General features: G+C 43.6%; 14 protein-coding genes. 8 read left to right on the top strand and 6 right to left on the bottom strand.

Annotated elements, in window-relative coordinates; genetic code table 11:
* Positions 1–200 precede the first annotated feature (200 nt).
* The 3 genes from cmoB to L3V23_RS00905 form a co-directional block, all read right to left on the bottom strand.
* Positions 201–1,172: a tRNA 5-methoxyuridine(34)/uridine 5-oxyacetic acid(34) synthase CmoB gene (gene cmoB / locus L3V23_RS00915; protein WP_102965965.1), complete on the bottom strand. Its 972-nt coding sequence runs from the start codon at positions 1,170–1,172 to the stop codon at positions 201–203.
* 84 nt (positions 1,173–1,256) lie between these two features.
* Positions 1,257–1,985, bottom strand: coding sequence for a carboxy-S-adenosyl-L-methionine synthase CmoA (cmoA, locus tag L3V23_RS00910; protein ID WP_042482041.1), 729 nt, complete (start codon positions 1,983–1,985; stop codon positions 1,257–1,259).
* Positions 1,986–2,123: 138 nt separating this feature from the next.
* On the bottom strand, positions 2,124–2,987 hold the full coding sequence (locus tag L3V23_RS00905; RefSeq protein WP_237291793.1) for a DUF72 domain-containing protein: 864 nt from the start codon (positions 2,985–2,987) through the stop codon (positions 2,124–2,126).
* A 341-nt stretch (positions 2,988–3,328) separates the two neighbouring features.
* Between L3V23_RS00905 and aspS the strand changes: the two genes are divergently transcribed.
* On the top strand, positions 3,329–5,104 hold the full coding sequence (gene aspS, locus L3V23_RS00900) for an aspartate--tRNA ligase (protein ID WP_042482043.1): 1,776 nt from the start codon (positions 3,329–3,331) through the stop codon (positions 5,102–5,104).
* Between the two features lie 134 nt (positions 5,105–5,238).
* The gene (locus tag L3V23_RS00895) at positions 5,239–5,817 is read left to right on the top strand and encodes a thymidine kinase (RefSeq protein WP_042482044.1); all 579 of its coding nucleotides are present in this window, start codon (positions 5,239–5,241) and stop codon (positions 5,815–5,817) included.
* 65 nt (positions 5,818–5,882) lie between these two features.
* On the opposite strand, the gene L3V23_RS00890 is transcribed toward L3V23_RS00895, so the two are convergent.
* Both L3V23_RS00890 and L3V23_RS00885 read right to left on the bottom strand, forming a co-directional pair.
* Complete coding sequence (locus tag L3V23_RS00890; protein ID WP_102953014.1) at positions 5,883–6,515, bottom strand: YdcF family protein; 633 nt, start codon at positions 6,513–6,515, stop codon at positions 5,883–5,885.
* Between the two features lie 4 nt (positions 6,516–6,519).
* Positions 6,520–7,338 carry an NAD(P)H-binding protein gene (locus tag L3V23_RS00885; RefSeq protein ID WP_237291792.1) on the bottom strand — a complete coding sequence of 273 codons (819 nt, stop codon included), beginning with the start codon at positions 7,336–7,338 and terminating at the stop codon, positions 6,520–6,522.
* Between the two features lie 250 nt (positions 7,339–7,588).
* On the opposite strand from L3V23_RS00885, the gene L3V23_RS00880 reads away from it, so the two are divergent.
* The 4 genes from L3V23_RS00880 (at position 7,589) to citC (ending at position 12,000) form a co-directional block, all read left to right on the top strand.
* Positions 7,589–8,581, top strand: coding sequence for a tripartite tricarboxylate transporter substrate binding protein (locus L3V23_RS00880; RefSeq protein WP_052404558.1), 993 nt, complete (start codon positions 7,589–7,591; stop codon positions 8,579–8,581).
* A gap of 87 nt (positions 8,582–8,668) precedes the next feature.
* Positions 8,669–9,163, top strand: a complete 495-nt coding sequence (locus L3V23_RS00875; protein ID WP_042482047.1) for a tripartite tricarboxylate transporter TctB family protein — start codon at positions 8,669–8,671, stop codon at positions 9,161–9,163.
* A gap of 11 nt (positions 9,164–9,174) precedes the next feature.
* Positions 9,175–10,680 carry a tripartite tricarboxylate transporter permease gene (locus tag L3V23_RS00870; RefSeq protein WP_081878659.1) on the top strand — a complete coding sequence of 502 codons (1,506 nt, stop codon included), beginning with the start codon at positions 9,175–9,177 and terminating at the stop codon, positions 10,678–10,680.
* A gap of 225 nt (positions 10,681–10,905) precedes the next feature.
* Positions 10,906–12,000 carry a [citrate (pro-3S)-lyase] ligase gene (citC, locus tag L3V23_RS00865; protein ID WP_102963319.1) on the top strand — a complete coding sequence of 365 codons (1,095 nt, stop codon included), beginning with the start codon at positions 10,906–10,908 and terminating at the stop codon, positions 11,998–12,000.
* A gap of 107 nt (positions 12,001–12,107) precedes the next feature.
* Here the strand turns inward: citC and citX are convergent, their stop codons facing one another.
* A complete protein-coding gene (gene citX / locus L3V23_RS00860) occupies positions 12,108–12,608 on the bottom strand; it encodes a citrate lyase holo-[acyl-carrier protein] synthase (RefSeq protein WP_167828592.1) in 501 nt (166 codons plus the stop codon).
* Between the two features lie 302 nt (positions 12,609–12,910).
* Here citX and L3V23_RS00855 point away from each other — a divergent pair, with 302 nt between their 5' ends.
* Positions 12,911–13,171, top strand: coding sequence for an OadG family protein (locus tag L3V23_RS00855; protein WP_042482051.1), 261 nt, complete (start codon positions 12,911–12,913; stop codon positions 13,169–13,171).
* A gap of 17 nt (positions 13,172–13,188) precedes the next feature.
* Complete coding sequence (oadA, locus tag L3V23_RS00850; protein WP_102965964.1) at positions 13,189–14,976, top strand: sodium-extruding oxaloacetate decarboxylase subunit alpha; 1,788 nt, start codon at positions 13,189–13,191, stop codon at positions 14,974–14,976.
* Positions 14,977–14,978: the final 2 nt, after the last annotated feature.

Here is a 14,978-nt window from a genome sequence, read left to right as displayed (position 1 = left end):
TTGTTTTTACTGTGATATTTGATGAGACAAAGATGACGATTTCATCCTGCAGATAGGATAACTTTGAAAGACGACGAGAGAGTTAAAACTGTGTCAAAATATCCCGATTTACTTATTCCTTCAGCTCTTTCTGAGCTTACGTATCCACATAAGGTTGCAGAGCTGAAACTTTATGTGGATAGAGTGCGATGAGAAACTGATTAAGGGTTCTTTGCAACCAGAATCGCACGTCGTGGCGCTGGATAACCTTCAACCGTTTTGCTTGGGTCGTTTGGATCAATGTAATCCGGCAGAGAGTTATGCTTCATCCATTCAGTTGTGCGTTGCTCATCAAGAGATGTCACGTTCTCATCGACGATTCGCACGTCAACAAAGCCTACTTTTTCTAACCATGCTTTTAACGCCAAAGCTGATGGGAAGAAGTATACATTGCGCATCTGTGCGTAGCGGTCAAACGGAACCAATACGGCGTTTTCGTCACCTTCGATAACAAGCGTCTCCAATATTAATTCACCACCAGACACAAGCTGGTTTTTCAGTTGAATCAAATGGTCGATCGGAGAACGACGGTGATACAGAACGCCCATGCTGAATACTGTATCAAACGCTTTCAGCTCAGGAAGTTGCTCAATACCAAGTGGTAGCAGGTGCACCTTTTGGTTGTCACCCATCAGCTTACGTACAGCTTCAAACTGAACTAGGAATAACTCAGAAGGGTCGATACCAATCACTTGGTGCGCACCTTCACCCAACATGCGCCACATGTGGTAGCCGTTACCACAACCTACATCCAATACGGAACGGTTCTTTAACGGTGAAATATGCGGAAGCAGACGATCCCATTTCCAGTCAGAGCGCCATTCGGTATCGATATGAATACCGTGCAGGAGGTAAGGGCCTTTACGCCAAGGGTGGAAAGTCTTGAGCAAGTTCTCCAGTTTTTTCTGTTCACCATCAGACAGAGGCTCACGGTTGCTGACAGTTACCGACTCTTTTAGGTCTATATGATCAGGTTGTGAGCTCGAAATTTTGTTTAAAGCGCGCAACCAGCGATCCAAGTCACCGTGAGGTTGTTGTTGCCAGTCAGTAAGTTGTTGAGGCAAGACATTGAGCCAAGGTTGCAGGCGAGTGTCTTGTGCAAGCAATTGATAGACATTAGCAAAATTCAACATGGAGAATCCTAATCAAAAAATTTGAGAACCTAAAAACAATAAAGAGAAGCTGAAGGTAAGGGCAGTACTGCAGCTTCCAAAATCTTATTTGATGGCAAACATAGAGCCAAAGTTAAAGCACTGGAACCAAACTTCGAAGCTTGAGAAGCCTAATTTTGCGAAACGCTCTTTATGTAATTCGATAGAGTCTGGGAGCATAACGTTTTCAATCGCGCTGCGCTTTTGGCTGATTTCCAGCTCACTGTAGCCGTTTGCACGTTTGAAATCATGGTGCAGGTCAATAAGCAGCTCATGAGCGCTTTCGTTATTGAATACAAACTTCTCAGACACAATCAAAATGCCACCTGGACGCAAACCAGCATAGATTTTTTCCAGCAAAGAATAGCGATCTTCTGGTGATAGAAATTGCAAAGTGAAGTTCAGTACCACCATAGACGCATTGCTGATTTCGATATCGCGGATATCCGCTTCAATCACTTCTACTGGTGTGTCAGAGCGGTAAGCGTTGACGTGAAGCTTGCAGCGTTCAACCATCGCATGAGAGTTATCAACTGCGATGATGTTACAGCCTTCCTGTTGAATGTGACGGCGAATGGAAAGCGTCGCAGCACCAAGCGAACAACCTAAGTCGTACACTTGAGTGTTCGGTTTTACAAATCGTTCAGCCAACATGCCAATAGCTGAGATGATGTTGCTATAGCCAGGAACTGAGCGCTGAATCATATCTGGGAACACTTCAACCACACGCTCATCAAACGTGAAATCGCCAATCTTATCGATTGGGGCAGAAAAGATAGTGTCTTTTGGGCTCATTGTGACCTCACGCCGAAGCAAAATGCCTACTTAAACAGTAGATGGTTCAAGAAAAGGCGCGTATTTTATGAAAAAATGTGGCGTCTGTCATTAAATGCAGCTTATGTATTTCTTTCTAAAACACCGATGTACTTTTTTCTAAAACATACTTAGTTGATTTGTATCGTTTTGAGCGGGGAATGCCGCTAAATCCGGCAGAGTGATAACGCTTTGCAAACGTTGATAAATTGCCAGTGCTAATTCCGGAGCATAGTTGTTGTCTGGGGTATGAATCATTATGTAAGGCTGCTTGCCCTCGGCAATCCAAGTCGGCAGCTTTTGAACCCAAGGTTCGAAGAAGGGCATGTTGGCATCCATGTCAGGATGACCGATAAAACGAATCATCGGTTTATTCCCTGTCGAAATCGCATGAACAGGTACTCTGGGCTTTTTCTGCTGCGCATCAATAATGGCTTCGGAGGTGCGTTCTGTCGAGAAGAGAGGACGACTATCCATAATGATGCGGTCAATGTTTTCTTCATTCAGCCATTGATTTAACGCTTTCTCTGCTTCCCCTTTGGCGAAAAAGCTTGGGTGTCTCACTTCCACACCTAAAGGAAACTGAGCAGGGAAATAGCGTCGAAACTTTTTTAATTGCTCCAGATGAGTTGGACCAAAAGCAGCAGGCAGTTGAATGGTCCACATGCCCACTTTGTTATGTAACGGTTCCATCAAGCTCATAAAGGCTTTCAGTTCGTCCTGACAACCATTCAACATGTTCTGGTGAGTAATGGATTTCGGCAGTTTAAACGTAAATCGGAATGAATCTGGCGTTGCCGCTTTCCAATTGTTGACTGTTGCGGGTGACGGAGATGCGTAAAAGGTGGTGTTACCTTCTACCGTATGAAATACCTGAGCGTATTTTTCGAGTCGCTGCGATGCTTGAGTACCACTTCCGTAGAAATGCTGCTGCCAGAAAGGGTGAGACCACATCGTCAGTCCGAGTCGAAGAGGGTATTCCATTGCATCCATAGCCAGTGTTGTTTGCTCTTTTTTGTTGTTTATCGTCACGAGAGTTTTGAAGAATACGATACTTTAGCGCTATAATCAGCGCCAATTTTTCCATGTTGCAGATGCTATTGTCGCTAAAATGGCGGTTTATTGTACTAAATGTCAGCAACGATGGATAAAACACAACAAATTGTATTCTGGAAGGTCGATTTTATACGTCTTTCAGCGTATAAATGGAACTTTTCCGTGGCAGAGTCCTTTCTTGAAGAAAAGTTGTTGTTAACAACCGCTTCAACAGAGTTGACTGTGTCACATAGAATTTGATGACTTATTAAGAGATTGGGAATTTCATTATGCGTAGCCATTATTGTGGTCACCTGAACAAGTCCCTTGCAGGACAAACTGTGGAGCTGTGCGGTTGGGTTAACCGTCGTCGTGATTTAGGCGGTCTTATCTTCATTGATATGCGAGATCGTGAAGGTATCGTTCAGGTAGTTGTTGATCCGGATATGGCAGACGTTTTTGAAGTTGCTAACCAACTTCGTAATGAATTCTGTATCAAGTTGACGGGTGAGGTTCGCGCTCGTCCAGAAAGCCAAATCAACAAAGACATGACAACCGGTGAAGTAGAGATTCTGGCGACTGGCCTTTCTATTATCAACCGTAGTGAAGCGCTGCCTCTAGACTTCAACCAGAAGAACTCAGAAGAGCAACGCCTGAAATACCGTTATTTGGACCTACGTCGACCAGAAATGAGCGACCGCATTAAGCTGCGTGCAAAAGCATCAAGCTTTGTTCGCCGTTTCCTAGACAGCAACGATTTCCTAGATATCGAAACACCTGTACTGACTAAAGCAACACCTGAAGGTGCTCGCGATTACTTGGTACCAAGCCGTGTTCACAAGGGTAGCTTCTACGCGCTTCCTCAATCTCCTCAGCTATTCAAACAGCTGCTGATGATGTCTGGTTTTGACCGTTACTACCAAATCGTTAAATGTTTCCGTGACGAAGATTTACGTGCTGACCGTCAGCCTGAATTCACTCAGATCGATATCGAAACTTCATTCATGAGCGCAGAACAAGTTCGTGCTGTGACTGAAAAGATGATCCGTGAAATGTGGTTAGAGCTGAAAGGTGTAGACTTGGGCGAGTTCCCAATCATGCCTTATTCAGAAGCACTGCGTCGTTTCGGTAGCGATAAGCCAGATCTACGTAACCCACTAGAGCTAGTTGATGTTGCTGATCTGCTTAAAGACGTAGATTTCAAAGTATTCTCTGGTCCAGCAAACGATGAGAACGGCCGTGTGGCTGCTCTACGCGTACCTGGCGGTGCTGCACTGAGCCGTAAGCAAATCGATGAATATACGTCATTCGTAGCGATTTACGGTGCGAAAGGTTTGGCATGGATGAAGGTGAATGATCTAGCAGCAGGCGCTGAAGGCATTCAATCTCCAGTAGCGAAATTCCTCACTGAAGAGATCATTGCGTCAATCATCGAACGTACTGGTGCTCAAAATGGCGATATCATCCTATTTGGTGCAGACAAAGCGAACATCGTTGCTGAAGCAATTGGTGCGCTACGTCTGAAAGTAGGTAAAGACCTAGAGCTAACAGATACTTCAGCTTGGGCTCCGCTATGGGTTATCGACTTCCCAATGTTTGAAAGCGACGGTGAAGGTAATGTTGCAGCAATGCACCACCCATTCACGTCTCCTCTGAACATGACTCCAGAAGAGTTGAAGGCGAACCCGACTGCTGCGCTATCTAACGCATACGACATGGTACTAAACGGCTACGAAGTAGGTGGCGGTTCTGTACGTATTCACGATGCGAAAATGCAGGCAGCGGTATTCGATATCCTAGGTATTGAAGCTGACGAACAACAACTTAAGTTCGGTTTCCTATTAGATGCACTTAAGTTTGGTACGCCTCCACACGCGGGTCTTGCATTCGGTCTTGACCGTCTAGTGATGCTGCTATGTGGTACTGATAACATCCGTGATGTTATTGCGTTCCCTAAAACAACCGCTGCTGCGTGTCTGATGACAGATGCGCCAAGTTTGGCAAACCCAGCGGCTCTTGAAGAGCTGGCAATTGCTGTAACTGTTGCGAAAGAAAAAGCAGAGTAAATTCTGCATTGATTTGAGGGTGGCTAACTAGCCACCCTTTTTATTGTCTAACTGATAGTGGATCAAAGTAAGCATTCTCTTTGCTTTGTATAATCCCGACAAAATGATTTTGAATAAGATAGGAAATTTGTCCCTTGGCTCAGATGTATTTTTACTACTCTGCAATGAATGCAGGTAAATCAACCACACTGCTGCAATCGTCTTTTAACTATCAAGAACGTGGGATGACACCTGTTATCTTTACCGCAGCAATTGATGACCGCTATGGCATTGGTAAAGTGAGCTCACGTATTGGTCTGGAAGCAGAGGCACATCTATTTCAAGCCGAAACAAACCTTTTTGATGTGATCAAAAGTCTTAATGAAGATGAAAAGCGTCATTGCGTACTGGTTGATGAGTGTCAGTTCCTGTCCAAAGAGCAGGTTTATCAATTAACAGAAGTGGTTGATAAGCTTCATATCCCAGTGCTGTGTTATGGCCTGCGTACAGACTTCCTTGGTGAATTGTTTGAAGGTAGTAAGTATCTACTTTCATGGGCAGATAAGCTGGTGGAACTGAAAACCATCTGTCATTGCGGACGCAAAGCGAACATGGTTATCCGCACCGATGAACATGGCAATGCGATCTCCGAAGGTGATCAGGTTGCGATTGGTGGTAACGATAAATACGTCTCTGTGTGCCGAATGCATTACAAAGAAGCATTGGGTAAATAGCGAAAAACAGATAAGTAAAAGGATGGCATTGCCATCCTTTTTTAGTTCATAAACGAGGGCTTGCATTAAGCCGCCAAAGGCTTTAATGCCTGGTAGGCTTGTAACACTTCCTCTGGGATTTCCTGCTCAATCTGGAAGCCTTTCGCAGGGTAATTCTGAATACGTTCAAAATCACCAATCAGCGCTTCGACAACGAAGTCTAATGTCAGATCTTCAGTCAGATAATCAAAGAAGCTATTCGCTTGAGACGTGACTTGCAGTGATTCCAGTTCTTCTGGCCATTGCTGCATGAAAGTCGCATACGCTCGTCTTTCCATATACGGCTTTTGAACCAAGATGATTTTTTTAGCTGTGATGCCTTTTTTCTTTAACAGCTCGTAGGTGAAAAGTACGTTTTCACCGCTGTTAGAAGAGCGAGGCTCCAGCAATATTGCGTCACTTGGCAAGCCGCAATCTTTTGCCACTTCAGCAAAAGTCACTGCTTCGCTGCGCTCAAACAACCCTTCAGTGAAACGACCATGACCGCCAGAGAACACAACCAAAGGAGCCAAGCCTTGATGATAGAGGGACGCTGCAACTTCGGCGACACGGGTATCGTTGCTTCCAAGAACAATGATGACATCGGCTTTTTGTAGCTGATGGCCCATTTGCATGTATTGCCAAAGCGTTTCTAAATGCTGATAAATTCGTTTACTCATCGCCTTACAAGGCCTCCAGAGTGTGAGAATAGTGAAACTTGTATCCCGCTTTAATGAGTTTGTCGCTGACAATTCGCTTGTCTGCCACATCAACAATCGGAGGGAGTTCTTCATCCAAATTTGCGGCTTTAAGAGCGGCTTGATAGAACTCGGCTTTGCTTACTGTCGCAGGAGTGGTGGCATTGACTACCGTATGGTTGAGGTGCTCGATAGCAAAAACCGTCGCTCCGATAGCATCATAAAAGTGCAGCATGTTTGCTGGTGCCAATCGACTGACCTGCTTCAACCTTGAAGCAAAGCGGGCAGGGTGGCGATCGGGTCCAATAAGACCACTGCATCGAACAATGACGTAATCCAAGCCTGAGTCTATTACAGTTTGTTCTGCCTGCAACATCTTCTTCGCATTGGCTGAGAATTCATCGTTATTTGTAGCCAGTTCAAGAGAAGCATCTTGTTCATACATGTCTTGAGCGCGGTCTGGATAGACAGTGGTTGAACTTATCATGACCAATTTACTGACTCCCGAAGACAGAGCTTGCTCGGTTAAAGCTTGCCATTGGGTAATGTATTCATCCCCTTGTCCACGGCGAAAGCCCGGAGGAAAGCTACCGACAACGGTATCAATGTTGTATTCGGAAAGCGTATCAGCAAGAGCTTGAGGGTTATTGAGGTCACAAACAAAACCAGCGATTCCGTTTTTTTCCAGTTCTAACAAACCTGAGTCAGACGTCCTGCTTGAGATCACCGAATGGCCTAGCGTATCTAGCTGTTTGGCTAATGGCAGACCCAACCAGCCGGCTCCAATAATAGCGATTCGTTTCATTGTGTTACCTTTAATAATGGTTTTAGCCAAATACTATCGTTTGTATCGCCTAAATACTAATTGTTCTCTGAAGATTGGTGATTACTAAAATTCATTAACGCCATTTTCAGCATTAAAGAACTATTCTTAAGAGTTTTAACTCACAAATAACATTACATATCTCATGGATAATTAATTTATCGACGCAAAACTGATGAAGAAAAATTAGTGAAGCGTTGGATAGTTTCCAATAACAATAATAGGAATTTCCATGAACATGAATATCAAAAGTGTAATGATTGGTACAGCCCTAGCTTCTGTTGCATTTATGCCGTTGAGTAGTGCAGTAGCAAAAGACTACCCACCTAAAACGATGTCTTTTATTGCTCCTGCTGGTGCTGGTGGTGGCTGGGATTTAACCATTCGTACAGTCGCAAAAACGCTGAAAGATACCAAGCTAGTCGAATCTAATATGCCGATTACCAACCGACCTGGCGGCGGCGGTGCAGTGAACCTTGCATACATGCAGACTCAGATGGGTAAGGACAATTTAATTTCTGTTTACTCTCCACCAATTTTGCTCACACATTTAACCGGAGCAAGTAAATATAGCTACCAAGATACCACTCCTCTCGCTCGATTAATTACCGACTATGGCGCGTTTGTTGTTTCTAAAGACTCCAAATATACCTCTATTAAAGAAGTGATGGATGCTCTAAAAAAGGATCCAAAATCCGTGAAAATTGGTGGTACTTCTTCTGCGGGTAGTATGGATCACATTCAGTTCCTTATGGTCGCTAAAGCTGCTGGTGTACCGAAGTTAAATCAAATTGACTACATCTCTTTCCAAGACGGCGGCGCGGTTGCTCAAGTACTGGGTGGACACGTAGACCTTATCTCTACAGGGCTTGGTGACGTAGTTCAGTTGGTGAAAAGCGGTAACTTACGTGCATTAGCACAAACTGCAGACAAGCGTGTTGGCGAAGGTGTCATCGCGGATATCCCGACAGTGAAAGAACAAGGTATTGATACAACGTTTGAAAACTGGCGTGGTCTGTTCGGACCAAAAGATATGCCTGATTACGCGGTTGCTTACTGGGGCACAACGCTTAAAACCATGGTTGAAACACCTGAATGGGCTGAAGCTCGTAAACGTAACGGTTGGGATGGCGCATATCAAAACGGTGAAGATTTTACTAAGTTCTTAGCCAAAACCAACGATCAATATAAAGAAATTTTAGACGAAATTTTCGCTAAAAAATAATGTTTTGTATCTACAACATAAGAGGGGAATATTCCCTCTTATTCTTGATTTAAAAATAATTAAATCTAGCAATAAGGTCTTGTTCCTATGAAGAAAAATGATGTCAGTCCTAACTGGGACGCATTTACGGGATTATTTGCAATAGGCTTTGGCGTTATTTACGGATATATGTCGTATTCGATGCCAAGAGCTGCATTTGGTAATCCGATGGATCCAATTTATTTCCCTCTTGGTGTATCCGCAATTTCTTTTTTAATTGGCGTGCTCTTACTCGTTAAAAGTAATTTTAACGCTTCAGTACAAGCATATAAAAACTTGATAAATGAAGATGCTAGCAAGAAGAATGACCGTCGTCGTATTTTATATACCTGTATTCTTTCAGTTGGTTACGCTCTTATATTTGAACATCTTGGATACGTTATCAGTACATTTCTATTTATGGTTGTAATGATGACTATTACTAGCGGGAAAGATATGTGGAAAAAAAGTGTTGTTATCTCGCTGTTATTTTCCGTGGGTGTTTATTTCATATTTAACACGCTATTAAGTATTAGCCTTCCACCATTACCATTCGGGGAATAGGGTGAACTATTATGATGGATATTTTATCTAACTTAATGAATGGATTTGGCGTTGCTTTACAGCCTTACCATCTATTACTTGTGACTGTGGGCGGTGTACTGGGTACTATCGTCGGTATGTTGCCTGGCTTAGGCCCTGCGACAGGTGTTGCGGTGCTATTGCCAATGACTTTTGCGATGGGACCTACGGCTGCATTGATCACCATGACAGGTGTTTATATCGGTGCGATGTTTGGTGGTTCACGCAGCTCTATTTTAATTAACACTCCGGGAGACGGTGCAGCCTTGGCCGCAACGTTTGACGGTTACCCAATGGCAATGCAAGGTCGTGCTGAATCTGCACTGGCGATTTCTGCAATAGCATCGTTAGTTGGCGGTACTATCGCCGCTATTCTGATGACATTATTGGCTGAGCCTGTGGCGAGTTTTGCCTTAAAATTTGGTCCTGCTGAGTACTTCTTGTTAATGGTCGCAGCGCTTTCTATGACAGCGTCTATGTCGAAAGGGAACATGCTCAAAGGCTTCTTCTCTATGGTGATCGGCTTAGCAATCGCGACCATAGGCATTGATGCGCAATCCGGTGTTGAACGTTTTACTTTTGGTAACCTTGAACTTCAAACAGGCGTCGATTTCCTTGTGGTCATCATTGGTATCTACGCATTAGGTGAAGTGTTTAAGAGCTTCCGTTCATTGAGCGAAGGCACGAAAAAAGCGCAGACCAAATTCAAACGTATTTGGATCAGCGGTGACGATTGGTCTCGTTCAAAATGGCCGATTCTACGCAGTGCTCCAGTCGGGTTTATTATCGGCTCTTTACCTGGTGCTGGCGGTACGATGGCATCGCTTATGTGCTACAACAATGAGAAGCAACTATCTAAAAATAGCGAAGAGTTTGGTAAAGGTGCTATTGAGGGGCTAGCTGCACCAGAATCTGCAAATAACGCAGCGTCTATCGGTGCAATGATTCCAATGCTATCACTAGGTGTACCAGGGTCTGGTACGACAGCTGTGATGATGGGTGCGTTATTGATGTTGGGTATCCAACCAGGGCCGCTTCTATTTACGCAGTACCCAGAAACAGCATGGGGCCTAATCGCGAGTATGTTTGTTGCTAACATCATCTTAGCGGTAGTGAATATCCCACTTGCGGGTGCATTGGTTCGTGTGTTAGCGATACCACCAAAAATGCTTTACCCAATTGTGCTAGGCCTTGCGTTCATTGGTTGTTATGCAATTAGTAACTCGGTTATTGATTTCTACATCCTAGCTATCTTAGGTGTTGCAGGGGTAGTGATGAAGCGTGCTCATGTGCCTACAGCGCCGATGATTCTTGCTTGTATCGTAGGTGGCACGATGGAGCAGTCATTCCGTCAAGCATTTAGAATTTCAAACCAAGAGTTGTCGATCTTTACTCACTCAACCGTTGCTCAAGTGCTCATTGCTATTACTGTATTGTCAATCGCGCTACCTCTTATTGGTATGCTACGTAACCGTAAACAACAAGCTCAAGTAGCTTAAATGGTATCTCAACAGTGAACCAAGAGTCAGCTCAGATTTGTCTGAGCTGGCTCTTTTTTGTTTATGAATGGGTTTTCAATTTAGAGCGAGATACTCACTCAGTGAGAATAAATTCATAAACGCCATAAACAGTTTTAATGCTTCTTTATAGATTGCTTGAGAGTCACTAAATTATTTATTGGACTTAAGATAATTCGTTATCCGTTTTGTTGTTGAGAGATCGCTGTGTTTGATACATACCAATTCCAGAAAATTAACACTCAAAATAGCAGCCAAATGGAAAAGGTGCGGCAGTTCTTGCTTAGTATGGGGTTAGGGATAGATGCTGATGTCGAGTTCTTTGTCATTGCTTTGAATTCTAACGCAATTGTTGGATGCGCAGGGCTGGCTGGAAACACCCTTAAGTCAATAGCGGTTTCTCCCAACTTCCAAGGAACAGGCTTGTCGACTCAACTACTCACCGAAGTTGTCACGCATGCTTATGATATGGGGCGTTACAACCTATTCATCTACACCAAACCAGATAACTACCGTATGTTCCATGACGCGGGATTTCATCAGCTTACCGCCGTAAAAGACAGAGTTGTCCTTCTGGAAAACAGTAAAACAAGACTGCAAGAACATTGCGAAAAGTTAAGTAGTTTCGCTCAACCGGGTGAAAAGATTGGCAGTATTGTGATGAATGCCAATCCGTTTACTAATGGTCATCGCTATTTAGTACAGCATGCTTCAGAAAACTGTGATTGGGTACATCTGTTTGTTGTGAAGGAAGACCGTTCTTTCTTTTCCTATTTAGATCGCCTAAATATGATCAAAGCGGGAGTGAAAGAGTTTAACAATGTCACTGTTCATGCCGGCTCTGACTACATCATATCCAGAGCAACGTTCCCGAGTTATTTTCTAAAGGACGAGGGAGTAATTAATTACTGCCACACTGCGGTTGATTTGCAAATATTTCGGCAGTATATCGCCCCTGCCTTGGGTATCACGCACCGATATGTGGGAACAGAACCTATTTGTAAGGTAACCCGTTTCTACAATCAGCAAATGCACCAGTGGTTGTCTACACCAACCATTGACAGTCCTAAAGTCACTTATGTGGAAATTCCACGCTGTGAAGAGGAAGAGTCACCAATATCTGCTTCCTTAGTCAGAAAGTATTTGTTTGAAAACAACTGGCAAGCGATTGAAAAAATTGTCCCAGAAACGACTTACGCTTATCTGCATCAACTGTTTATAGAAGATACTTCCGCATATCACGCGAAGAGAAAACAAGCAGCGCTAAGAACTGCTCAGGCAGAGCAATTGAGTTTAAGCTGATAGCATTGTTTATTTTTAATAAGAAGAGAACTGAAAGACCTCAATAATCGGCAGCCAGTTCCCAGTCAAGAGCGGTTATGTTTTTATTGGGGGGAACTCGCACAGAGTTAATACTGTGCGATGATAGATTTGATTTTGTGTTTTATTTCCTCAACAGAATGACGGTGATTCATAGAGCAGTAGCTGGCTGGATATTGGCACAGGATGCAGCGTCTAGGTTCCATCTGAGAACCTCTTCTCGAAACCGCATAGCCTTGCGGGTCAATAATATCAATGTTGATCAAACTGCCTAATGGGTGACTGTTTTCAATTTTCACCATTGCACGTTTTAAGTTCGACGTAGTGACACCTCTAACCACAAAGACCGATTCTAGATTCGAACGATTAGTGGCATCTTCGTGTTCTAACACCATTGCATTCAAGAGCGTTAATTTCTTGTTCACTTCTTCTAACGCCAACTTATAAACGAAACGAGCCTGTTCATTTTCATTAAGCTCATTGGAAATATTAGTTTTGACGATAATTAAAGGAAGTTCATATTTTCTTGTTAATTGAGATTGTCGCTTTAGATTATTTAAAGAAATTTGATGAACATCGTACAGAGACATAGCACTCCCCATAATGAGTTTTCCTCTTCAGACCAATATCCCACTAATGCTAATGACAGGTTTGCCTCGGAACTGAGGAGTGAAATACAAATTGCGGTAAATCTTGTGTTGTTAATGGATTAAATGAATTTATTTCTTCGAATGGTTACTTCAATTTCAAATAGAAATTCAGGTGCAACCAATTAAATTTATTTACGCCATTTAATACGTTTAATGGTTCCAATTGAATGATGTGCTTCACGAAGTCCATTCCTCTTATTTCGTTAGACTATTTGGACTTTCAATATCCAAAGGTTCGAAAGATGAACGAAGGTCCAATTATTCTTGAAGGCGTCAATCTTATGCTTCTAGGCATGGGATTCGTTTTTTGCTTTCTGGCGCTCCTAGTCGCTGCAACCCGCCTGCTGTCCACTTTATCGATTAAGTTTTCACCCCCCGAGAAAACCGTTGGCTCTGCGAAACAAACGGTTTCTGCAGGGGCGCAGGACGACAATTTGGTAGCCGCGATTTCCGCAGTACTACACCACCACAATCAAAAAATTAATAAGCAAGTTCAGGCTTGAGGTTAGAGGAATTTAATATGTCTAAAATAGCTAAACCACTCGGTATTACTGACGTTGCATTGCGTGACGCACATCAATCACTACTCGCTACGCGAATGAGATTGGATGATATGTTACCCATAGCATCTAAGCTCGATGAAATTGGCTATTGGTCACTGGAATCTTGGGGTGGTGCGACTTTTGACTCTTGCATTCGATTCTTGGGTGAAGACCCTTGGGCACGCCTAAGAGAGTTAAAAAAGGCGATGCCAAACACCAAACAACAAATGTTATTGCGTGGTCAAAATATCCTAGGTTATCGCCACTATGCTGATGATGTTGTTGATAAGTTTGTTGAACGCGCCGTTGTAAATGGCATGGATGTTTTCCGTATCTTTGATGCATTAAATGACACTCGCAACATGAAACGAGCTATCCAAGCGGTAAACAACCAAGGCGCACATGCGCAAGGCACCATCTGTTATACAACCAGTCCTGTTCATACCATGCAATCTTGGGTTGATGTAGCAGAACAGCTTCTGGAATGTGGCGTAAGTTCGATTGCGATTAAAGATATGTCTGGGGTTATGTCTCCGTACGAAGCGTACGAGCTAGTAACCAATCTGAAGAAACTCGTGGATGTTGAGCTTCATCTTCACTGCCACTCCACTGCGGGCATGGCGGATATGACGTTGCTTAAAGCGATTGAAGCTGGTGTTGACCGTGTTGATACCGCAATTTCTTCGATGAGCGGTACTTATGGCCACCCATCGACTGAATCGATTGTGGCAGCATTGAAAGGAACTGAGCGTGATACTGGGCTAGATATTGAGAAGTTGGAAAGTATTGCGGCTTACTTTAGAGATGTTCGTAAGAAATATCATGCTTTTGAAGGCCAATTAAAAGGCTCAGATTCACGTATTCTCGTTGCTCAAGTTCCGGGTGGCATGCTTACCAATATGGAAGGTCAGTTAAAGCAACAGAACGCGCTGGATCGTATTGATGAAGTACTGACTGAAATTCCAAGAGTCAGAAAAGATCTCGGTTATATCCCTTTAGTAACACCAACTTCGCAAATCGTTGGTACACAAGCCGTAATCAACGTCATGATGGGTGAACGTTATAAAACCATCACCAAAGAAACGGCTGGGGTATTAAAAGGGGAGTACGGTAAAACACCAGCACCAGTTGATTCAGAGTTGCAGAAACGTGTACTTGATGGTGCTGAAGTGATCACTTGCCGACCAGCAGATCTCATTGAACCTGAAATCGACCAGCTAATGGAATCGGTGGTTAATCAGGCGCAGGAAAAAGGCATCGAGCTTGCTGAAAACACCATTGATGATGTACTTACTGTCGCTCTATTTGACCAAGTAGCGTGGAAGTTTTTGGCTAATCGCAATAATCCAGAAGCTTTTGAACCAGTTCCAACTGTTGCTGAAGTGGCAGCCCCTGCAAAAGCAGCAAAACCATCAGACAAAGCTGTATATACAGTCAACGTGAACAATCAGGCTTACGTGGTTCAAATCAACGAAGGTGCTGATCCTGAAGTTTTGGCCGCATCAACGAGTGCTCCTGTTGCCGCAGCTCAACCAGTTGTTTCATCGGGTTCGGCGGAACCAGTTTCCGCTCCGCTAGCGGGTAACATCTGGAAGATCCACAAGAAAATCGGCGATATGGTAAAAGAAGGCGAAACACTGTTAATTCTCGAAGCAATGAAAATGGAAACCGAGATTAAAGCGTTCCGTGACGGCAAAGTCGAGTCAATGGCTGTATCAGAAGGCGATGCGGTTCAGGTCGGTGATGAACTATTTGCATTGGCATAAGG

Origin of the sequence: Vibrio sp. A1-b2, assembly GCF_021726015.1 — a bacterium.
Taxonomy (GTDB): Bacteria; Pseudomonadota; Gammaproteobacteria; order Enterobacterales; family Vibrionaceae; genus Vibrio; species Vibrio diazotrophicus.
The sequence above is the reverse complement of the archived record's forward strand: the minus strand, read 5'-3'. Positions and strand labels throughout refer to the sequence as shown.